Here is a 21,132-nt window from a genome sequence, read left to right as displayed (position 1 = left end):
CCGCCCGGGCTTGCCTCATGAGGCGGGTCCAGGGCTGCCGCCCTGGGCACGTGGCCAGGGCGCCTAGCGTTGGGCGTATTTTCTGCGCACGACGCCCAGACCCACCAGGGAAACCACGGCGATGGCCATGGTAAAACACCATGATGGTACCCAGAACGGCAATGACGAAGATCATGGTGGGTACGGCAGGCGTCGAGATCATCAGGCGAAACAGGGGCCACGCCAGAATCAATGCCCCGAATGCAGCATACGTCATCAACCCGCCCCAGGCGCCGACCATGTCATGGCTGGGCGCGAGCGCCATGATCAAGGTACCCGCCATCATGAGCATCAGGGTCAGGCTCAGGGCTGCCCGGCGGCCCTTGCGGTCTGAATGGCTACCCAGTACCAGACCGCCCAGGGGGCGAATGACATAAGAAATGACGAAAGTGGCAAAGGTGAGGATGAGCGCGAAACCCGGGTCGGATTCGGGAAAGAAGACCCGCGCAATCACCGGAGCGAAAGAGGCATAGACAATGATATCGAACCATTCCAGCGTGGCGCCGATGGATGACGAAACAACGGCCTTGTATGCCGCCTGCACCTGGGCTGCCGTGACCTGATCCGGTGCGCTCATCGGTCTGTGTATGTTCGCCGCTCCTGATGGATATCTGTTGGAATTTGATCAGGCCGCAGCGTGCGGCTGGATCATGTCGTGGCGTGTGGGCGGAGCATGTCCCGGTGTGCGGGCAAATTCAGCTCGGCGATGCCCTGGGCGTTGATGGTGGCGTGGACCACGGCTTGTGCCATGACAATGGCGGCAATGGTTCCGAGCGCCGTGATGTCGGCGTCGTGGCCGCTTTCCCGGCCTGTTGAAACGGCGAAAATGGTGTCGCCGTCCCACATGGTATGGATGGGGTTGATTGTGCGCGCAAAACCATCGTGCGCCATGGCCGCGATTTTCCTGAGTTGCGCCTTGTTCAGGGATACATTGGTGGCAATGGCACCAATCGTGGTATTGGATGACTGAAGATTGCCGACCCGATAGCCCTGCATGATGGCCTGTGCCGTGCTGCGAAAACCCCGGCCATCTGGCGTACGGGCGCCGGCGAGAATCGTCGGCGAATCGGGCGCCTGGATATCCCCGACCGCGTTCACCGCCACGACGGCCCCCACCACGATGTTCGTACCTGGCACCGTGTGGCTGGCAGTGCCCAGACCCGCTTTCATGGCATGCGCCATGCCGAACATCTTGCCTACGGTTGCACCCGCGCCTGCGCCAATATTGCCTTGTGGCGACGGGGCCGCCGTGGCGGCCTGACAGGCCAGATACCCCGCCTGTGCGTCAGGACGCACGGCAAAATCCCCGACTTCCAGATCCATGAGAACCGCAGCAGGCACGATGGGAATGACGCCATTTCCGAGTGCGAACCCAGCCTTGTTTTCTTCGAGGTACTGCATCACGCCCTGCGCTGCTGCCAACCCATAGGCGCTGCCGCCCGACAGGACAATGGCGTGGACCTCCTGGACGAAATTCACCGGATCCAGCAGATCTGTTTCCCGTGTTCCGGGTGCTGCGCCACGCACATCGACGCTTGCACATGCACTGTCTTCAAACAGGAGCACCGAACACCCCGTCGGGCGGGCAGACAATGTGCAATGCCCCAGTCGGATCCCGGGCACATCCGTTATGCAGGTCTTTGCCCATTCTGTCACGGGAGTGCCTTGGCATGCTTCATGATCGTTGCTGGTGTGATGACTGCTCAGCGCAGCATGACTGCTCTTCGCAGCAGGTTCATTCCTGGTGTCATGTCCATTCTTCATGTGCGTTGCAAGCCTGTCTATATTGGAATACCCGGGTTCAACGGACAATACCCAGGTTCAACGGACAATCACCCGTCCGTTCAAGGGCTGAATCGGCCGATTGGTGTCCTGGCCCATGACGCTGCGAAAGGTCTCGATCTGCTGCGACGAGGCCTGCACCGGATTCTCCAGCACCAGCCAGCGCACGCCTTCCGAACAGGGCGGCGTCGTCAGGGATCCGGAGAAACGGTAGTGATCCAGTCTGGCAGGCAGCAGGCTGGACGGTAGAACCTTGATCTGCATGGGCTGGGTGACCCCTGCGTCGACGGGCATGTGGGACCACAGGCGCATCAGACCCAGATGGGGGGCACCTTCCTCGAACAGGACACCGAGCACAGCCAGATCGCCGTTGTCATTGGCATGAACCAGGTGCGCTTCAAACGGATATTGCCGGCCGTTGATGGTGTGTTCGGCGGGCGCATGAAAGTGCATCTGGACCAGCGCGAAACTTTCACCATCAAGAATCAGATCATTGCCTCGTTCAAAATCCACCTGAATCGTGTGGCCATTATTCGTGATCCGTGCGCCTGGACCTGCATCATATTGCAGGCTCAGGGGCGCCATGCTGGCGGGCAACGCATTGTGGATATCCACCGGAGACTGATTGCGACCTGTATCGCAAACGCCAAACTCCGGACTCAATGCCCCCCAATGCGAGGGCCCTGCATCCCCTTCATAGCCCCATGAGGCCGCCAGGACCGGCGTAGCCAGCCCGACCCATATCCACAGCAAAAGCAGTGCACGCATATCGAGTCTCCCAGGGAACACGCGGCAACGCACAAAGAGTGTTGAATGTTCATTAATATTCATTCGGCGCCTGCCCCCCAGGCTCCGCAGGGACACCATGGCGCTGGCCACAAGGTAGCGGCCCGGGATGAATGATACAGGAGGCTCAGCGCACCGAGAATGGCCGGATCATCCCGAGGTCGAAGTGCGGCTTGCCTGTTTTGGGGTCGGGTACAAAGCAGATCGCAAAATAATCGGCCGGCTCCAGATCCAGAACGGCCCAGTTGGTCCCGCCGGGCCCCATGGGTGCCACCCCCGCCATTGCCGTGAACGGAGCCGATCCGGCAAGGGTGCCCAGCGAATCCGGAGGGGTGTTCCTCAGGATTTCAGCGACCTGTGCGAACGTGACCCCTCGTGCAATGCGATTCAGTGCGAGTTCGTGCAACTGCCTGCCCGTGTCAATGACCTTCCACAGCTGCCGTCCCGCAGGCATTGTTTGCGGCATCCCTGCAAACGAGAAATCGATCATGTCGATCGCCACGGCGGCGCTGGGCTGCGGGCGTCCCGATGCGGCCGGGGTCACCATCAACGGTGACAGCATGTCCATCTTGTAATGAGGCAGGCCACTGGCCCCCGGTATGATGCAGATCACGACATGCTGACCGGCGGCCAGATCCACAATGACTGTGGATTCCTGGTCGTGATCTATCGAGCCTGGCCCTCCCACAGAAGATGAGACCGAGAACAGGGCACCCACATCGCCATTGCGCGCGATGTCCATGAATTCAGCCAGGGTCTTTCCGGGATTCAGACGCATGAGCATGGCGTGGTGCGCTGCAGAACCCCTGTTTTTCAATGTGATTTCCGTATGCCCTGCAGCGATCCGGCTCGGGAGTTCAAAGCGGAAATCTTCGGCCACGATATCAAGTTTCGGGTACCTGCCGGCCCCCTTCCGGATCGGGCTCGCAGCATGGACAGGCAGTACTGCCGCAAGCCCGGCCAGGCCCAGCCAGGCCAGGATGGCGCGACGCGCGCAATGCGGTTGCTCGCCCCCTGTCTGCGGGCATCGCGGGATGGTGTCCGGTACGGCGACTGCACGAGAAGACAGGCGGCAGGGACCGGACCGGCGGCAGGAACAGGCCGCCGGGCAGCGACGGGACAATGCACTGAATGACGATTCCATAGAGCCTCCAGGGCCCCGTCGTCCTTTCGGCGAGGTCTATGGAGTTACTTTAATCTTCAAGATCAGGCCGTCAAGCCAGTACAAACCCGTAGCCAAAGACATGGATCGGGATGGACATGCCTGCGTGGCTCACCCCAGGCCGAAAGGCGCCGGGGTCATCCTGAGAATCTGGGCAAACAGCTGTTCGTACTCTTGCGTGGGTGCCTCGGCCCTGGTCATCGTGTCCTGGTTGGCCTCGAAGGCCGCATCGAGCTCTTTCCAGTCGTCCTGCGTGAAATGGCGCTCGGCCAGGGGCAGGATTTCGTCTTCTTCCTGTTGCATGTGCGTCAGGTACAGCCGCACGTAGCGTTCGAAGCTGCGCACGAACGTGCCCTGACGCGAAGCGCCTATCATCTCCCAGGCGACCAGCTCGATGAGCAGCTGGGGCACGACTTTTTCGGTGAATTCGTGGTCGTGATCGAGCCGCATCACGATCGCCGACGCATCCGGCACCGCGCGCACGATGCGTGGAAACAGCAACTGCGTTTCCTTCGGATGATGCAGGCGTTCCGGAAATTCGTCGATGTACAGCAGCATGGCGCGCAAGGACCGGAAAAACGCCTCTGCGTCGTGACCAGGCCCCTGCTGGACCAGCATCAGGGCCGAGCGCAACATGACCGACAGGGATTTATGTTCGTTGCGTATGATCGTCAGACTGCTGTAGGTCGCCATGGTCGTCTTGCCTCTTTGGTTGATGGGTCGGGCCTCGATGATGCACTACCGAACCCTGGGCAGCCTGCAGCCCGGCCCAAGGACAGCAGATGCTGCAGCCTTGGCTGCCAGCTGCAGATGCTGATGATACCGGTCTTCGGCCCCGAGCGGGGAAACTGGCCCGATCGGGCCCTGGCCCGGTGCGCGGCAAACCGCGCCCGCGCGGGGCGGCGAGGATGCCAGGTTCAGGCCTGGCAACTGGCCCAGAGCGTCTCGAAAAGCATCTTCTGCAGGCCCGCAAATTCGGCACTCTGGACGATCATCGCAAAGTTTTCTTTCTTCGAGGAGATATACGCCACCTTGTCATCATAGACATAGCTGGTCATGGTGAAGGGGGCACCATGGCGCGACATGCGCACTTCGCGCAGTTCTTGTGCAGATGAAGGCCATATCAGTTCGATTTCTTCGCTCTCGCTGCGGATCACGTTCAGCCAGATGCCGGCTTCGATACGCCTTTTTATATGGTCGCGCATGAAATCCTTGCCCGGCACATTGAGCAGCTCGGCCATGGACAGAATGCCGTGCAGCGTTCTGGAACGGCAGGTGAGGCTGTCATTCATGACATTGACGATGCCCTCCACGCCGGAATAGTAGCGAATGCGCGGTTTGGTCAGCGAATCACTGTAGAGCGCCTGGAGGTCCGGCAGGATCGATTCCACACCATGCACGGCATTTTGCGCCTTGCCGAGCAGCGTATTGGGGTTCTCGGCCACGACATAGGTCTTGCCCGACTTCTCGATCTGGTTCAACAGCCCGTCTCGTACCAGTGCGTTCAGGATCTCGTAGGCATTGGTGCGGCCTACGCCGGCCCTCTTTGCAACCTGTGCAACAGTGGCTTCACCATGCGCGAGGGCCGCCAGGTAGAAACGCGCCCGTGAGCCACTCAGGCCCACCTGTTCAAGAATGCTGTCAACGTTCACCATATCCACCAAGATCTGTCAGGAAATTTCGACAACATGGATTATGTCAGGAAAATCCGACCGTAATGAACCGGTAGGCGTAAGTGTTAATACCTATAAAAACATATAATTTCATACAGTAGCATGGCTGATGCACGCTTTGAAGATACGTCCGAATACACCGACAACTGCAGTCCACGCATCTCGCAAAACCTTCTCGAGTTATCCTGGAGCACCCGCATGCACACCAAAACACGACTCCGCACCCTCAGTGCCCTGATTCTTGCATCCGGCATGATGGCCATGGCGCAAGGCGCACAGGCCCAAGACCCGCTGAAGCTCGGCTTGATTTCGTTCTACTCCGGCCCGGTCTCGGGCCCTGTCGGCATCCCGTCACGCAATGGCGCCGACCTGATCATCGAAGCGATCAACAACGGCACCCTGCCCGCGCCCTACACTGCAGCCGGCATTGGCGGGCGCCAGATCGAAACCGTCTACGTCGACGAGGCCGTAGACCCGGTGGCCGAATACCGCAATGCGGTGTTGCGTCAGGGCGTGGATGCCGTCGTCGGCTACGCCTCGTCGGGCTCGTGCCTTGCAGTGGCCCCGGTGGCCGAAGAACTGAAGACGCTCACGTTGTTCTACTACTGCGGCACGGTGCGCACCTTCGAGGAAGGCCCCAAGGAATACGTCTTCCGCACCATGAACACGCAAGACGTCGAGAACATCGCGGCAGCCCGCTATGTGCTCGCCACCCGGGATGACGTCAACACCATTTCAGGCATCAATCAGAACTACGGCTGGGGCCAGGAATCATGGCGGGATTTCTCCAAGTCACTGCAGCAGCTCAAGCCCGAAGTCGAAATCAAGTCCGAACTCTTCCCGAAATTCCTGGCCGGCCAATATGGTGCCGAAGTCACTGCCTTGTCGCGCAACAAGGCCGATCTCATCCATTCCAGCTTCTGGGGGGGTGACCTCGATGCGCTGATCCTTCAAGCGGCCCCGCGCGGCCTGTTCAAGAGCCAGACCGGTCTCCTGACCACGGGGGGCACGGCACTGAACACACTGGCCAAACAGATCCCCGACGGCACCATCATCGGGGTGCGCGGCAACGGCGGCATCCTGGCGCCCGATTCCGACTTCAACGACTGGTTCCGCGCCGAGTACGAGAAAAAATACGGCGAGCAGCCCACCTTCCCCGCCTACTACATGGCGCAGTCGGTCCTTGCGCTCAAGGCGGCGGCCGACAAGGCGGCCGCCGAGTCCGGCAGCAGCGCGCCCGACATGGAACAGATCCGCGCTGCGCTCAAGGGCATCGAGTACGACACCCCGGCCGGAAAGGTGAGCCTGAATCGTCACAATGGCCACCAGGCAGCCACCGAGCTGGCGTATGGCACCTTCAAGCTGGTCGATGGCAAGCCCACCCTGGAAAACGTCATCCGCTACCAGCCCAACTGCGTCATTGCGCCCGAAGGGGCCAAGAGCCTCGACTGGATCGAGGCCGGCTTCCCTGGCGCGCAGTGTGACTGATCCGGCAGCCTGCACAATCCCCCCGGATGCCCGCGGGCGCCCTGGGGGATCCCGTCACAATCTGCATTCCGATCCCAGAAGATGATGACCTTTCTCGCCATCGTCATCGATGGCTTCATCTATGCCTCCTGGCTGTTCATCATTGCCGCCGGCCTGTCGCTGATCTACGGCGTGATGCGCATCCTGAACATGGCTCACGGCAGTTTTTACGCCATCGGCGCCTATACCGTTGCCTCGCTGGCCGGATGGTACTGGTCCGCAGGTCTGCCCCCGTATGGCGGCATTGTCCTGATGTTCGTCATTGCCCTCGCCGTCGGCGCGCTGGTGGGCTTTGTCATCGAGCGCGGGGTACTGCGCTTTCTAATGGATCGTGACCAGATCGTCATGGTGCTCGTGACCTTCGGCCTGTTGCTGATGTTCGAGGACATCATCAAACTCATGTGGGGTGTCCAGTCCTATTACGCCCCCGAACCCTACTCGCTGTTCGGCAGTACCGACGTCGGCGACCTGGTGTTCGTCAACTACGATCTCGCCATGGTCGGCGTCGCGGCATTGGTGGCATTCCTGCTCTGGTTCGGCCTGAACCGCACACGCCAGGGCAAGCTCCTGAGGGCCGTCATCCACGATCGTGAACTCGCCATCACGATGGGCATCAATGTCCGCCGGCTCTTCGTCATCACATTTTCGGTCGGGGCGGCGCTCGGCACCCTGGCTGGCGGGCTGGTCGCCCCGGCCATTGCGGTGACCCCGGGCATCGGCATCGAAATCATCGTGCTGGCCTTTGCCGTGGTGGTGACCGGGGGGCTGGGCAGCATCCAGGGCGCGCTGGTCGGGTCGATCCTGATCGGCCTGGCGCGGGCGGCAGCGGTCAACCTGTATCCCGAACTCGAACTCTTCGTGATCTACGGCGTCATGGCGCTGGTGCTCATTTTCAAGCCTCGCGGCCTTTTCGCGCTCGCCAGCACGAGGAAAATCTGATGCGGCAAATCGACTACAGCTTCATCGCCATCGTGCTGGCCGCCCTGCTGCTGGCCCTCGGCGCTGTGGTATTCCCGTTGTGGCTGCTGTCCACCATCGTGAACATCATTGCCAAGGCGCTCGTCGTGATTGGCGTCATTCTCCTCATGCGCGGCGGGCTGGTGTCATTCGGGCAAGGCCTGTACTACTGCATCGGCGGCTATGTCGTAGGCCTCGGAGGGCAGTTGCTGGGCATCACGGACATCGTGCTGCTGCTGGTCTTCGCCGCCATCATCGGCATCGTCAGCGGCGCCGTCATCGGCCTGCTCATGAGCCGATTCCGGGAGATCTTCTTCGCCATGTTCAGCCTGGCGATTGCCATGATTCTCTACGGCATGCTTTCGCAGTCTCAGGCTCTGGGCAGCACCGACGGTTTCAATGTGGCCCGCGTCACCGCGCTGGGCATCGAGCTGACCGCGGGGCAGGCGAGCCTGCTGATCTACCTGGTGGCTTGCGCCCTGGCGGCGATTCTCTCGATTCTCACCCACATCTACTACAAATCAGAAGTCGGTTTCGCCTGCCTGGCGGCCGGGGAAAACGAAGTCCGGCTTCAATATCTGGGGGCGACCCCGAACCGCATCTTCTACGGCACCTACATCATCGCTGCAACCCTGGCGGCCCTGGGCGGCGCACTGACAGCGATCAACTACGGTCACGTGGGGCCCAACATGACGTACTGGACGCAATCCGGGGAATTCATCTTCATCGCGCTCCTCGGGGGATCCGGCAGCGTCATGGCCGCGTTCGTGGGTTCCACCCTCTTCGAGTTCGTACGCACCTATGCCCTCGAATTCGCACCCGATGCCTGGCAGTTGATCCTGGGCACGGTACTGGTACTGATCATCTTTTTCCTGCCCGATGGCCTGTGGTCGCTCATCCAACCCGCCCGGTCATCGGCCCGAATCAAGCGCCGCGGCAAGGCACCGTCATGACGCAGAAAACGATCCTCGAGGTCCGTGACCTGAACAAGGCCTTTGGCGCCGTCGTCGCGGCAGCCGATATCAACATCGAAGTCACCGAAGGCGAGATCATCGCCATCATCGGCGCCAACGGGGCCGGCAAGACGACCTTCGTCAACATGGTGACGGGTTACCTCACACCCACCACCGGCACGATCCGCTTCCTGGGGCAGGACATCACCGGGCGGGCACCCGCTGCGGTGTGCAAGGCGGGGCTGACGCGCTCCTTCCAGGTCGCGCAACTCTTTCCGGGGCTCACCGTCATGGAAAACATGCTGGTGGCCTTTGCGTCCCTGCGCATCGGTACGGCCAGCTTCTTCACACCGCTGAACAACGCGGCAGCCAGAAAGACCGCGCTCGGGGTCCTGAGCACGTTCGGCATCGACCCGCATGCCGATGCCCCGGTCAGCGCACTGGCCCAGGGCGTGCGCAAGCTGCTGGACATCTCCATGGCAATGATTTCGGGCCCATCGCTGTTGATGCTCGATGAACCCACCAGCGGTGTGGCCGTCGACGAGAAATTTCCCCTGATGGAAACCGTCATGGCCGGGGTGCGCCAGACCGACGCCACGATCATGTTCATCGAGCACGACATGGAAATCGTCACCCGCTACGCGAGCCGCGTCATCGCCTTCTACGAAGGCACCATCATTGCAGACGGCCCGGTGGCGCAGGTTCTCGACGACGAACGGGTACGCAAGTACATCGTCGGCCAAATACAGGCTGCAGCCACTGCAGACAGCCCATGATCGCCATCGAACACCTCAACGTGTCCATCCAGCAGGTGCCGATTCTGCGCGATGTCACCCTGTCGGTCCCCAAGGGGCAGATGGTGGGCCTGATCGGGCGCAATGGCGCGGGCAAGACCACGCTGCTGCGCACGACCATGGGTGTCATCCGGCCGGATTCCGGAAAAATCATCATCGGCGGGGTGCAAGCCACTCATCTGGAAGGGTACTGGCGCGCACGCAACCAGATCGGCTACATGCCCGAAGACCGGCGCCTCGTCCCGGACCTGAACGTCGAAGAAAACATCCTGTTGCCCACATGGGCAACCAGGCAGCCCGACACGGCCCGGCGCCTCGCGTGGATCTACGAACTCATGCCCGAAGTGGCCGGCTTCTCGCCACGCCTGGCGCTCAGCCTGAGTGGCGGGCAGCAGAAACTCGTGGCGCTGGCGCGCGCCCTCATGGTCGGGCAGAAGCTGCTTCTGCTCGATGAACCCTTCGAAGGCGTGGCACCCATGCTGGCCATGCGCCTGGTCGAAGTCATCAAGGCACTCAAGGCGCAAGGCCTGTCCGTGCTGATTGCCGAATCCGACTACACCTACACGTCAGGCGTGGTCGATCTTTCTTACGTCATAGAACGCGGAAGCGTCACGACCCAAACCCACTGATTGCCAGGAGTCACTGATGGATCATGTAAAAGTTGCTGTCATTCAAGCGTCTGCCGTCGCCTTCGACCCGGATGCGACCATCGACAAGATCGATACGCTGGTTGCCGAAGCCGCAGCCAATGGTGTCAAACTGGCGGTGTTTCCGGAAGCCTTTGTGTCGGCCTATCCCAAGTGGCTGGACTTCGGTTGCCGGGTCGGCATGCGCCGCCCCGAAGGGCGCGAAGATTTCAGGCGCTACTGGGAAAGTTCGATCGATGTCCCCGGCCCTCATACCAGGCGCATCGGCGACATCGCCAAAAAACACGACATGTACATTGTCGTCGGCGTCATGGAACGCGAAAGCCGCACGCTGTACTGCACCGTGCTGTATTTTTCCCCCACAGGTGAACTGGTCGGCAAACACCGCAAACTGATGCCCACCGCCAGCGAACGATTGATCTGGGGGTTCGGAGACGGCTCTACCCTGGCCACCATGGACACCCCCTATGGTCGCGTCGGTGGCGTCATCTGCTGGGAAAACTACATGCCCCTGCTGCGCACGGCCATGTATGCCAAGGGCGTGTCCATCTACTGCACCCCGACAGCCGACGACCGCCCCACGTGGCTGCCTTCGATGCAGCATATCGCACTGGAAGGCCGCTGCTTCGTGCTGTCGTCGTGCCAGGTGATGCGGCGCAAGGATTTCCCCGAACAATACGATACCGGCACGCAGGTCGAGCCCGACACGGTCATGATGCGCGGTGGCAGCTGCATCATCGGCCCGCTGGGCGAGGTCCTGGCGGGTCCAGTCTGGGACGAGGAAGCCATTGTGTATGCCGACCTCGACCTGGGCGACATCGCACGGGCCAGCCTGGATTTCGATGCCGTGGGCCACTACTCGCGTCCTGACATCTTCAAGCTGCTGGTCAATCAGACACCGCATACGCCCGTAGTATTTGAAAACAGGGCGGCAGATTTTCAGGAGCACTGCAGCGAGGAGGACGACCAGTAGGGCGGCGGCCTGCCCGCGCAGTCATCGACCACGCTGCGGCTGGCGCACAGCCGCAGCGATACAATACATCGGGCCGCGTTCAGGCTGCATTCATATCCGCTGTCATATCCTGAAACCATTCAGTACAGGAGACGGATATGCAATCCTCGACCCACCGATATGGCCGCTGGCAGATTGGCGTGCATTGGCTCACCGTGACGTTGGTCGCCGTGGCGTATGTATTGATCGAATGGCACGGCCTGCTGCCCAAGGGCAGCGACGCAAGAGCACTGGCAAAGACCTGGCACGAAATGGTGGGCCTGTCGGTATTCTGGCTGACCTTCATGCGCCTGGGCCTGCGGCTGGCGCGGCCCGCGCCTCCGATCGACCCCCCACTGCCATCCTGGCAGCATCGGCTGGCCAGGGCTGTGCATGCCCTGTTGTACGCATGGCTGTTTGTGATGCCGCTGCTCGGGTGGCTTTACCTGAGTGCCAAGGGCGCCGCAATCCCGTTTTTTGGCTTTGAATTTCCGGCGCTGATCAGCCAGGATGCCGATTGGGCAGGAACGATCAAGAGCGTGCATGAGTTCCTTGGGAACGCGGGCTATGCCCTGATCGGCGGACATGCACTGGTGGCGCTCCATCACCACTATATCGTGCACGACAATACCCTGGCCAGGATGCTGCCGGCAAGAAGCAAGTAATGGGCGCACGGTAGAATCACGCATACGAACGTTCATGTGGCACGATGCACCGGCATCCGACACGCGCCATGACCCCTCCATTCGACCCTGATCCGGACAACGCCGCCACGGCCATTGCACGCGTGCTGGCGGGCAGCCTGCAAGTGCTGGCCTTTCCGAGCGCGAGCCACGTCTACAATCCGCTCACCTATATGTGGGCGGCACACCGTGAATATCTGCAGCGACATGGCAGCCGGCAGGGCCGCATCCTGCTGGTCGGGATGAACCCCGGGCCCTGGGGCATGGCCCAGACCGGTATCCCCTTCGGGGCCATCGCCATGGCACGCGACTGGCTGAATTTCGAAACACCCCTGGGCGGTCCGCTGCCGGATCAGCATGAAAAATACCCGATCAGCGGCTTTGCCTGCCACCGCAGCGAAGGCAGCGGGGAACGCTTCTGGGGCTGGGCACAGCAGCGCTTTGGCACCCCGGACCGGTTCTTCCAGCGCCTCTTCGTCTGGAACTACTGCCCCTTGCTGTTCCTGCGCAACAACCGCAATCTGGTGCCGGAACAGCTGCACAAGGCCGAGCGCGAGCCCTTGTTCGGCATCTGCGATGCCGCGCTGACGGCCGTCATCCACGCCCTCAGGCCACGCGTGGTGGTCGGCATCGGCCGTTTTGCGCACGGTCGCGCACAGGGCCTCATGGGCAATGACCTGCCGACAGCCTACCTGCTGCACCCCAGCCCGGCCAACCCCATGGCCAACCAGGGCTGGGCCGGCATCGCCGACGAGACCCTGGCGCCCTGGCTTTGACCCCGTCTGTCGCCTGGCCGTGCGCACACGGGCCTGTCACCCGTTGTCGCACCGCACAGGCAGGCCGTCGGCCTGGATACGTGCGCAGCTCCCGCAGCGCGCCGGCCCTATTCCGGCTTGCGCGCCAGCATGGTGGCAAACTGCAAGCGGGCGCCGTTGTGCATGGTGCCGGGGTCTTCGTTGTACTTCAGCAGTTCCCAGCCGGCATACAGGTCGCGCAGTTCGCCCGGCTTCAGGGTGAACGGAAAATTCATGGGGCACGGATAGGCGTCGGTATCCATTGCACAGACGATCAGGTTGTATCCCCCAGGCAAGGTGTGCTGCTGCATGTCGGACACCACCGCCCCCACCCGCGACGGATCGATGAACATCAGCGTCACGGTACAGGCAATGAAGCCATAATCGGCAGCGAGGCTGGCGTGCTGGATGTCATAAACCTGAGCCCGGATGGTATCGATGCCCTCTTGATCGACCATCGACTGCAGGCGGCCGATGGCATTGGGGTTGGCATCGACTGCTGTGACATCGAAGCCACGCTGGCTCAGAAACAGGGCATTGCGCCCGGTCGAGCACCCCATGTCCAGGGCCGCACAGGGTTCGATCTGCTGGCAGGCCTCGACGACTTCGCTATGGGCAGGGTTCAGGCCATAGCGGCTGTTCAAATCTTCCATCGACTGTAATCCTTTGATGTGATCCTTTGGAAATCATCCCAGCGCCCAGGCCACGTGCTCACGGACCAGGGCGCTTTCGTGGTCTGCCCGGCTCAGCAAGGCCGCCCGCAGTGCCTCGGCCTCGGTAGCTCCGGCCTCGGTTGCCTCGGCCTGGCGCAGCGCGTTGCCCAGGGCCACGGCGATATTGCGCAGCCAGCGTTCATGGTTGATGCGCCGGATCGGGCTGCCTTCGGTGCGCTCGAGAAAAGTCGCCTCGTCCCAGGCGAAGAGTTCGATGAGCTGGCGCCCCACCAGGGGCGCACGTTCATCGAAATCCGGCAGTTCGGTGGTCTGCGCATATTTGTTCCAGGGGCAGATCGTCTGGCAATCGTCGCAACCAAAGATATGATTGCCCATGAGAGGGCGCAGATCTTCGGGGATCGAACCATGGTGTTCTATCGTGAGATAGGAAATGCAGCGGCGCGCATCCACCACGCCCGGCGCAATGATGGCCCCGGTGGGGCATACGTCGATGCAGGCCGTACAGGTGCCGCAATGCGCACTGACAGGCTCGGTGGGTGCCAGCTCGAAGTCGACGAAGATCTCGCCCAGAAAGAACATCGAGCCGGCGTCGCGGGCCAGCACCATTGAATGCTTGCCACGCCAGCCCTGCCCGCTTCGCTGCGCCAGTTCTTTTTCGAGCACGGGCGCCGAATCGGAAAACACGCGGTAGCCGAAGGGCCCCACCAGGGTCTCGATACGATCGCACAGCTTGCGCAGCCGGGCGCGCACCACCTTGTGATAATCGCGCCCCCGCGCGTAGAGGGACACCACGCCTTCACCCGGTCGATCGAGGCGCGCGCGTTCACGCGCCTGCCAGTCGGCCGTGGTGCTGCGTGGCAGATAAGGCATGCGTGCCGTGATCACGCTGAGCGTGCCCGGCACCAGCTCGGCTGGCCGTGCCCGTTTCAGGCCATGCCGTTCCATGTACTGGAGGTTGCCATGATGGCCTTGTGCCAGCCAATGCAGCAAGTAGGGTTCGGCCGCTGACAGATCCACACCCGAGACACCGACCCGGGAAAACCCCAGTTCCTGTGCCCAGGTCCGTATCTGATCGATCCACCGACTTCTGCCGTCCATGGAAGGATTGTAGTGGACACACGCAGCGACCCGGGCCACCATCCACATGCAGCGCATGGCTTTCCACAGCCACGGATCGCCGCCTGCATGGCTGGCCCTGTATGCTCCGCTCGGCACCGGCCCTGCGCGTTCGGCCAGACGCCCGCCCCGATCAGGGTAGGGCCACGAGCACGTTTGTTGCTATCCTATGCGCAATGGCACAGCCTTTTTCATCCGCATGAAATCACACCGACGTCGGCGCCTGCTGGCCCTGATGGCTGCAACCAGCCTGCCGGCCTTCGCCAGGGCGGACACACCCCGTTTCGTCCTGCAGAACGAACCCTCGCTGAAGCACTGCGTCGAGCTGTTGCTGGCCGCCACGAAGGCCGCCGGGTTTCCGGCCGCCTTCGACGATGCGCCCAAGGCATCCGAAGCGCGCAACCTGCACGAGACCATGGCCGGGCGCATCCATGTGAATCTGTTGCCGGCCTCACCTGCCCGGCTGGAGATGGTGCGCCAGGGCAAGCTGCGCATGATCCCGATACCGCTCGAGCGCGGCCTGCTGGGCTGGCGCGCGTGTTTCACACTGCAGGGGCTGCACGACAGGCTGGCCCAGGTCAGGAATCTGGCAGGCTTGCGCGCCTTCACCATTGGCCAGGGCACCAGCTGGTGGGATGTCGAAATCTACCGCAAGGCCGGGATCAGCACCCGCGAAGTCCAGGCCTGGCGTGATGGTGAGTTCGCAGAGCAGATGCACGCCGGCGTGATCGATCTCTTTCCCATGGGCCTGGAAGAATCCCTGAATTATTTTCTGCCACACTTTCGTGCCCATTACCCTGAACTGACCCTCGATCCGCACCTGCTGCTGCGCTACCCCTGGTATCGTTTCGTATGGGTCTCGGCACATCCCGGTGCGGATGCGCTGTATCAGGCGCTTCAGCACGGTTTCGACCTCATCGGTCATGATGGCAGGTTCGAATCCATCTGGAACCAATACCGCAGACTCCCTCCGGCCAGTAGCTGGCAGTCCCGTACGGTCATTTCGCTGCACAACCCCTACTACGCCGAAGACAGTGTGCCGGAACGCTACCGGCACCTGCTGCTGCACCCACACATTGCATGAAACCTGCTGATTCCAGAAAGCTGTATGCGCTTTTCGTGCGTCAGTTGCTGCCACTGCTGGCACTGGCCTTCATTCTGGCTGCCGCAGGCGCGGCATGGGTCTACTATCAGGCACACCGCAACGAAGCAAACACCCAGCGCGAGCAGACGCTGGACACATTTGCCCAGGTGCTCACCAAGCCGCTCTGGGATTGCGACAGTGTCACTGCGCAAGGGATCATCGAGGCCATGCAGCTGCAGCACACGGTACACGGTGCAAGCGCACCCGATCAATGTGCGCAGCGCCTGATCCAGGCGGGCCAATTGCCGTTGCAGGATACGGCCGACACGCTGCGCCGCACGATCCAGTACGTGGATGAAAACGGCCGTGTGCACACCCTGGGCGAACTGCGCGTCGCCTTCCTGCCGTTCTCCGTCCTGACGGCGATCACCGACGGCCTGATGCAGCAGTTGATCATTTTTTTCTCCATGCTGGTCGCGGCCCTGGCCAGTGCGCTCTGGACCATCCAGCACACGGTGGGCCGACCACTCGAGCAACTGCGCCAGGCCATGCGCCAGCATCACGAACTCGAACCGATACCCGCCGAGTGGGCCGAAGAACTCACCGAGGTCACGCAAACCTACAACGCCCAGGTCAAGGAATTGCGCAGCCAGGCACGGCATGATCCACTGACCGGGCTTGGCAACCGCCTGCTGCTCGAAGAGCACCTGCAGCGGGCCATCCGGCGTGCCCTGCGCACAGGCCGGCACAACCACATCCTGCTGCTCGATCTGGATCGCTTCAAGAGCATCAACGATGCCCACGGGCATGCGGCGGGCGACGAAGTGCTGCGCGTCACGGCAGGCCGCCTGCTGGCCAGCGTGCGGGCCAACGACACCGTCACCCGGCTCGGGGGCGATGAGTTCGTCATCATTACCGAGCACTCCGACCCTGACCTGATCCAGGCGCTGATCCAGCGCATCAGGCTGTCGGTAGCGCAACCCATTGCCTGGAATGGCATTGAACTCCAGGTGGGCGCAAGCATCGGGCTCGCACAATGCGGGCGTGATGGCGACACTGCCGAAGCCCTCCTGGCGCACGCCGACGCGGCCATGTACCTGAGCAAATCCACCTCACCCTGAGGCCGCCATCTACCTGAGCAAATCCACCCCATCCTGAGGCCCCCATGAATCCTGAACAATTTTTCAGCCAGATCCTGGACGATCACGTACCCGACCTCCAGCAACGAGAGGCACTCTGGGACCGCCGCGCCGATGAGGTCAGCACGTTCACGGTTGCGCCCGACGATGTGGCCATGCGCATGGTGCAGCAGCACATGGATCTGCGCGGCAAGTCCGTGCTCGACATCAGTTTCGGGGGCGGGCGCCATCTGCTTGAATTCCTGCAGCAGGGCGCGCGGATCAGCGGCGTGGAAATCTCTGCCGGCATGCTGGCGCACAGCCATCGCCGGCTGCAGGCCAGCGGCCTGGCCTACGACCCAGAAGCGCTTGTGCAATCAGCCTGGGAGACGCTGGACCTTCAGGCGCGTGGCTGGCAAGCGGCCTTCGATCTGGTGTTCCTGCACATGAGCCCGGCCATTTCCAGCGTGGCCATGCTGAAGAAGGTGCTGCAGGCCAGCCGCCAGGCGGTCTGCGTCACCCTCTACACCCACCGCGAGGACAGCCTGCTGCAGGACCTGCTGGCAGGCTTTGGCCTGGCATCGGGCCCTTCGGGCGTCAAGGTGGCCAATGACCTTTACGCCATATTCAACCTGCTGTACCTGTGGGGATACTGGCCTGAACTTCAGTTTGAAGAGCGGCGGCGCACCAGCCGCCACGAGCCCGACCATATCCTGGAACGCTACGCGAGCTGGCTATGGCCGGGCGCGCAGTGTACCGACGTGCGCCGCCAGGCCCTGCGCGATACCCTGCAGCACAGGGCTGTCGATGGCCTGGTGAGCACCACCAGCCGCGACATCATCGGCCACCTGTGGGTCGACTTGACGCAAGGCGTGGCGCCCTGACCGTTCACGCCCCTGCGCGCCCAGCCGGGCGCCAGGCAGCGCGCCGCTCAGGCATCCTGGCAGGCATCCACCCACTGCGCACCCACCAGTTCTGCCAGGTGCATGGGCGCGATGCGCACGGCGCTGTTCAATGACCCGGCCGCCGGCATGACCACGTCGTACTGTTGCAGGCGGATGTCACAGTAGATCGGCAGAGGCCGGGCCAGGCCAAACGGGCACACGCCACCGACCGGATGCCCGGTCAGCGCGGCCACCTCGACGGCCGGGAGCATTTTCGGGCGCCCGCCAAACAGCTGCCTGAGCTTCCGGTTGTCGAGCCGCGTATCCCCAGAAGCCACCACCAGCACGACATGCTCGCCCGCTTTCAAGGACAGGGTCTTGGCAATCTGACCCGGCGCCACACCATGCGCCCGGGCCGCCAGTTCGACCGTGGCCGTACTCTGCTGGAGTTCGATGATTTCAAGCTCGGGGGCGTGATCCTGGAAGAACTGGCGTACGTCTGCGATACCCATCTCAGAAGGACGCCTTGGCGGCCGGCGCAATCAGATCCTTCATGGGCACCATGGAAAATTGCGCAGGCTGCGCATTGGCATCCAGCCAGACATAATTCATGCCCCTGCTGTCGCGCAGGTACAGGCGCCGGCGTTCGATGTCGGTCAGGCTCGTCCAGCTGGTGAACTCGGTCGGGATGCCCTGTACGTCATGGCCGGCGACGTGCAGGTGCCCGCTGCCCTGATCCGGTGGATCGATGGTGATGCCCCGCGGCCGGTCGAAATTGTTCATGATGTGCGCCACCATTTCGACCGCCTTGTCCGGATCGGCCTGTTTCTCGGCAAAGCGCGCATAATAGGCCGCACGAATGAAGCGGTCGACTGAACTGTCGCTGCCGGGCACACCCGTCTTGGCAATGCCCGAGCCCGGCTGCTCGGCATCGTAGTTCATGAAACGTGCCCTGGAATGGTCGACATTCGAGAGGAACGTGTAGTTGTCGAGATTGGTGAGGTGCCACGAGAACTGGGGTGCATTGGTCATGACACCCACGGGGTTGTCATACAGCGACAGTTCGCCGCGGTGAAACTCGATCACCAGGCTGGCACCCGTGGCATCGTGCAACGCGAAGTGGAACGGCGTTTCGAGCCCGCCCAGCACGGGAATGCGCTCGAGCACCACCTGCTGCCCGGCCATGAGGGCCCTGGCCTCGGCCGTGGTGGCACACTGGCCGAGCAGGAAGGTGCCCAGATCGGCGGCAGCCAGCACCGCCAGGCCGGGGTCCAGCGACGGCTGCGCACCACCGGCCTGCGGGTAGGACTGCATGCTGAATGTCAGGCCGGCATCATTCAGGCCTTCGATCACCTTGAGATCGGTCGGACCAAAACCAGCCCCCGGGGCTGGCGGTGCGTCGGGCATGGTGACGGCCAATATCGCATGCCGGGTGACCCAGCCCAGTTCGGGGTAGCCCTGGGCTCTGGACACGAGCCGGGAATTTGCAGGAAAGCGCGCAACCAGATAGGGCAGTTCGAGGCTGAGCTCGAGGGTTCGGCCCAGATACGCGCGATTGCTGGCATCCAGATAAAGCAGGGAAGTGCACATGGTGAGGTGGCGGCCTTGTGATGAAAGAGGTATGCAGCGCTGCAACCGGCATGGATCCTGTACGATATTGCACTGGCATGCATCCATGCCTGGCGCCGATGCGTGAACCTGCGTGTGCAGATCAGGTCATATGTTGCCAGATCGTACCCATGCCCGGCAAGCTCGCCTGGCGTCATGCGCCAGCGCCGGCCTCCATTGCAGATCAGGATAGCCCCACGCGACCACACAGCCCTCGGGAGACACCGTGCCCATCACGATCCACCGCATCAACATTACGCCGATCAAGGGCACTGCCCTGCAACAAGCCGATACCGTCTGGCTCGATGATTCAGGTGTCTTCGCCAACCGGCGGTTTTACCTCATCGATGCCGACGGCATCATGATCAATGGCAAGCGGGCGGGCCCGCTGGTGACCTTGCAGACGCACTATGACGCGCCGACGCAAGGGCTGCGCATCCTGTTTCCGGACGGCACCTGCCTGACTGATACCGTACGCTGCACCCATGAGAGCGTCGTGACGGATTTCTATGGCCGCCCGGTCTGCGGGCAGCTCGTCGAAGGGCCCTGGAATCAGGCGCTCAGCGACTTCGCGGGGCGGCCTGTGCGACTGATCCGGGCAGCCGACGATACCATTGGCACCGATGTGCACCCGGTCACGCTGGTCTCGTGCGCCACGCTCGAGAAGTTGCGCATGGCCGCAAACGGGGCTGCCGAGCGCTGGGCCGACCGCTTCCGCATGATGTTCGAACTCGACGGGCCGGACGCATTTGAAGAAGACGGCTGGATCGGCCACCGCCTTGCGGCAGGCGAGGCCATCATGCGCGTCGTCGGCCTGGTGCCGCGCTGCCTGGTGACGTCACAGGATCCAGCCACCGGCGTGCGCGATACCGGCACCCTGGCGGCGTTGACGGGCCTGCGCAGCAATGCGTACCCCATCCCGGCGCAGGCGGGCGACCCCACCGCCCCACGCAGCCGCCTGATGCTGGGTCTCTATGCGATCGTCGAGCAGCCTGGCAGGGTCCGGGTGGGCGAGCCGTTGACAGCCTCTCCAGCCTGAATATCGGGCAGGCCTGGGCATTGCGTACCAGGCCGGCCTGGGCACTGTGTACCGGGCGGGCCGGGGCCCCCCGCAGGCCTGCGCATGCAGATTGCAGGGCGCCATGAAGCGGCCGCGAATGCCAGGGCCAAGACGACGCGCTCAGCCCGGTGAGCCCCCGCTGTCGCGATGCCGAGCCGGGGTACGCCGCAGCACGAACGGCAGGAACAACAGCCTCAGCCCGGGCCACAGGCCCGCTGCCAGCAGGACCCCGACCCCGTTGGCAACGATATCGCCCAGGCTGAAATCACGGCGGGGCTGCACAACGTGCTGCAGATACTCGGTTCCGGGAGCGACCACCAGCAGGACAGGCCATGCCAGCCAGGCCCATGGCCGCTGCATCAGCACCAGAGCCGTACACAGCGACAGGCCCAGAAAGGCCAAGACGTGCAACACCTTGTCCCAATGCGCAAAAGGCATCAACAGGACGGCAGGCGGCCTGGCACTGAACATGCCATAGCTGAAGAACAGCAGATAGGCCAGAAACAGAAGATGGCGAACCGTCCAGACGGACCGGAACAGAAGATGGGTCATGCCGATGGCCCCTGAACGCAGATCGGGCAAGCCCGAATGATTCCAATGGCACATGATAGAACATGCGCGCCCGAGCACCTGTATGATCCCGTTCGGCTACCGGCCGGGGCGCCGGTTGAACTCGGCTGCGGAACAACTCGCCTGCGGAACACGGCGATCTGGCCGAGTGCATGCGCCGGACAGACCCGGCCGGGGGCTCTGCGGACCGTTCTTTACAAATGTCCGGATTGGCGGTACGTTCGATACAG

The 21,132-nt window shown here is 62.5% G+C and carries 22 protein-coding genes and 1 pseudogene; 12 read left to right on the top strand and 11 right to left on the bottom strand.

The window, feature by feature from the left end; translation table 11 throughout:
• Positions 1 to 295: 295 nt before the first annotated feature.
• The 6 genes and pseudogenes from WCY17_RS05250 to WCY17_RS05225 form a co-directional block, all read right to left on the bottom strand.
• Positions 296 to 616 (bottom strand): annotated as a pseudogene (locus WCY17_RS05250) (MFS transporter); the annotation flags it as partial.
• Positions 617 to 687: 71 nt separating this feature from the next.
• A complete protein-coding gene (locus WCY17_RS05245) occupies positions 688 to 1,803 on the bottom strand; it encodes a P1 family peptidase (RefSeq protein WP_372701123.1) in 1,116 nt (371 codons plus the stop codon).
• Between the two features lie 57 nt (positions 1,804 to 1,860).
• Positions 1,861 to 2,589 (bottom strand): carbonic anhydrase, encoded by a 729-nt coding sequence (locus tag WCY17_RS05240; protein WP_372701122.1) that lies wholly within the window; start codon positions 2,587 to 2,589, stop codon positions 1,861 to 1,863.
• A 145-nt stretch (positions 2,590 to 2,734) separates the two neighbouring features.
• On the bottom strand, positions 2,735 to 3,391 hold the full coding sequence (locus WCY17_RS05235; protein ID WP_372701121.1) for a hypothetical protein: 657 nt from the start codon (positions 3,389 to 3,391) through the stop codon (positions 2,735 to 2,737).
• A gap of 489 nt (positions 3,392 to 3,880) precedes the next feature.
• Positions 3,881 to 4,462: a hemerythrin domain-containing protein gene (locus WCY17_RS05230; protein WP_372701120.1), complete on the bottom strand. Its 582-nt coding sequence runs from the start codon at positions 4,460 to 4,462 to the stop codon at positions 3,881 to 3,883.
• A 224-nt stretch (positions 4,463 to 4,686) separates the two neighbouring features.
• Positions 4,687 to 5,424, bottom strand: a complete 738-nt coding sequence (locus WCY17_RS05225; protein WP_372701119.1) for a TrmB family transcriptional regulator — start codon at positions 5,422 to 5,424, stop codon at positions 4,687 to 4,689.
• 216 nt (positions 5,425 to 5,640) lie between these two features.
• Here WCY17_RS05225 and WCY17_RS05220 point away from each other — a divergent pair, with 216 nt between their 5' ends.
• From WCY17_RS05220 to WCY17_RS05185, 8 genes are all read left to right on the top strand, one after another.
• On the top strand, positions 5,641 to 6,930 hold the full coding sequence (locus WCY17_RS05220) for an ABC transporter substrate-binding protein (protein WP_372701118.1): 1,290 nt from the start codon (positions 5,641 to 5,643) through the stop codon (positions 6,928 to 6,930).
• Positions 6,931 to 7,011: 81 nt separating this feature from the next.
• Positions 7,012 to 7,908 carry a branched-chain amino acid ABC transporter permease gene (locus WCY17_RS05215; protein ID WP_372701117.1) on the top strand — a complete coding sequence of 299 codons (897 nt, stop codon included), beginning with the start codon at positions 7,012 to 7,014 and terminating at the stop codon, positions 7,906 to 7,908.
• Complete coding sequence (locus WCY17_RS05210) at positions 7,908 to 8,879, top strand: branched-chain amino acid ABC transporter permease (protein ID WP_372701116.1); 972 nt, start codon at positions 7,908 to 7,910, stop codon at positions 8,877 to 8,879. Before WCY17_RS05215 ends, WCY17_RS05210 begins: the two co-directional genes overlap by 1 nt.
• Positions 8,876 to 9,655 carry an ABC transporter ATP-binding protein gene (locus WCY17_RS05205; RefSeq protein ID WP_372701115.1) on the top strand — a complete coding sequence of 260 codons (780 nt, stop codon included), beginning with the start codon at positions 8,876 to 8,878 and terminating at the stop codon, positions 9,653 to 9,655. The genes WCY17_RS05210 and WCY17_RS05205 overlap by 4 nt, the downstream gene beginning before the upstream one ends.
• Complete coding sequence (locus WCY17_RS05200; RefSeq protein ID WP_372701114.1) at positions 9,652 to 10,302, top strand: ABC transporter ATP-binding protein; 651 nt, start codon at positions 9,652 to 9,654, stop codon at positions 10,300 to 10,302. Before WCY17_RS05205 ends, WCY17_RS05200 begins: the two co-directional genes overlap by 4 nt.
• 16 nt (positions 10,303 to 10,318) lie before the next feature.
• Positions 10,319 to 11,293, top strand: a complete 975-nt coding sequence (locus tag WCY17_RS05195) for a carbon-nitrogen hydrolase family protein (protein ID WP_372701113.1) — start codon at positions 10,319 to 10,321, stop codon at positions 11,291 to 11,293.
• Between the two features lie 137 nt (positions 11,294 to 11,430).
• Positions 11,431 to 11,976, top strand: coding sequence for a cytochrome b (locus tag WCY17_RS05190; protein ID WP_372701112.1), 546 nt, complete (start codon positions 11,431 to 11,433; stop codon positions 11,974 to 11,976).
• A gap of 68 nt (positions 11,977 to 12,044) precedes the next feature.
• Complete coding sequence (locus tag WCY17_RS05185) at positions 12,045 to 12,770, top strand: uracil-DNA glycosylase family protein (RefSeq protein ID WP_372701111.1); 726 nt, start codon at positions 12,045 to 12,047, stop codon at positions 12,768 to 12,770.
• A 107-nt stretch (positions 12,771 to 12,877) separates the two neighbouring features.
• Here WCY17_RS05185 and tehB read toward each other — a convergent pair whose 3' ends face one another.
• Entirely contained in the window at positions 12,878 to 13,441 is a 564-nt protein-coding gene (tehB, locus tag WCY17_RS05180) for a tellurite resistance methyltransferase TehB (RefSeq protein ID WP_372701110.1), read from the bottom strand.
• A 33-nt stretch (positions 13,442 to 13,474) separates the two neighbouring features.
• Positions 13,475 to 14,560 carry a tRNA epoxyqueuosine(34) reductase QueG gene (queG, locus tag WCY17_RS05175; RefSeq protein WP_372701109.1) on the bottom strand — a complete coding sequence of 362 codons (1,086 nt, stop codon included), beginning with the start codon at positions 14,558 to 14,560 and terminating at the stop codon, positions 13,475 to 13,477.
• 217 nt (positions 14,561 to 14,777) lie between these two features.
• Between queG and WCY17_RS05170 the strand changes: the two genes are divergently transcribed.
• From WCY17_RS05170 to WCY17_RS05160, 3 genes are read left to right on the top strand one after another with little or no spacing between them, the layout of a single operon-like run.
• On the top strand, positions 14,778 to 15,662 hold the full coding sequence (locus WCY17_RS05170) for an amino acid ABC transporter substrate-binding protein (RefSeq protein WP_372701108.1): 885 nt from the start codon (positions 14,778 to 14,780) through the stop codon (positions 15,660 to 15,662).
• Positions 15,659 to 16,783 (top strand): GGDEF domain-containing protein, encoded by a 1,125-nt coding sequence (locus WCY17_RS05165; RefSeq protein WP_372701107.1) that lies wholly within the window; start codon positions 15,659 to 15,661, stop codon positions 16,781 to 16,783. Before WCY17_RS05170 ends, WCY17_RS05165 begins: the two co-directional genes overlap by 4 nt.
• A gap of 44 nt (positions 16,784 to 16,827) precedes the next feature.
• Positions 16,828 to 17,664 (top strand): class I SAM-dependent methyltransferase, encoded by an 837-nt coding sequence (locus WCY17_RS05160; protein WP_372701106.1) that lies wholly within the window; start codon positions 16,828 to 16,830, stop codon positions 17,662 to 17,664.
• Between the two features lie 47 nt (positions 17,665 to 17,711).
• Here WCY17_RS05160 and WCY17_RS05155 read toward each other — a convergent pair whose 3' ends face one another.
• The gene (locus tag WCY17_RS05155; protein ID WP_372701105.1) at positions 17,712 to 18,176 is read right to left on the bottom strand and encodes a YbaK/EbsC family protein; all 465 of its coding nucleotides are present in this window, start codon (positions 18,174 to 18,176) and stop codon (positions 17,712 to 17,714) included.
• A 1-nt stretch (position 18,177) separates the two neighbouring features.
• On the bottom strand, positions 18,178 to 19,254 hold the full coding sequence (locus WCY17_RS05150) for a linear amide C-N hydrolase (RefSeq protein WP_372701104.1): 1,077 nt from the start codon (positions 19,252 to 19,254) through the stop codon (positions 18,178 to 18,180).
• A 244-nt stretch (positions 19,255 to 19,498) separates the two neighbouring features.
• On the opposite strand from WCY17_RS05150, the gene WCY17_RS05145 reads away from it, so the two are divergent.
• The gene (locus WCY17_RS05145) at positions 19,499 to 20,311 is read left to right on the top strand and encodes an MOSC domain-containing protein (protein ID WP_372701103.1); all 813 of its coding nucleotides are present in this window, start codon (positions 19,499 to 19,501) and stop codon (positions 20,309 to 20,311) included.
• 141 nt (positions 20,312 to 20,452) lie between these two features.
• Here the strand turns inward: WCY17_RS05145 and WCY17_RS05140 are convergent, their stop codons facing one another.
• Positions 20,453 to 20,884 carry a hypothetical protein gene (locus WCY17_RS05140; RefSeq protein WP_372701102.1) on the bottom strand — a complete coding sequence of 144 codons (432 nt, stop codon included), beginning with the start codon at positions 20,882 to 20,884 and terminating at the stop codon, positions 20,453 to 20,455.
• Positions 20,885 to 21,132 lie beyond the last annotated feature (248 nt).

Origin of the sequence: Castellaniella sp. (assembly GCF_041677825.1) — a bacterium.
Taxonomy (GTDB): domain Bacteria; phylum Pseudomonadota; class Gammaproteobacteria; order Burkholderiales; family Burkholderiaceae_B; genus Castellaniella.
Note: the sequence above shows the minus strand (reverse complement) of the source record. Positions and strands in the feature narration are given on the sequence as shown.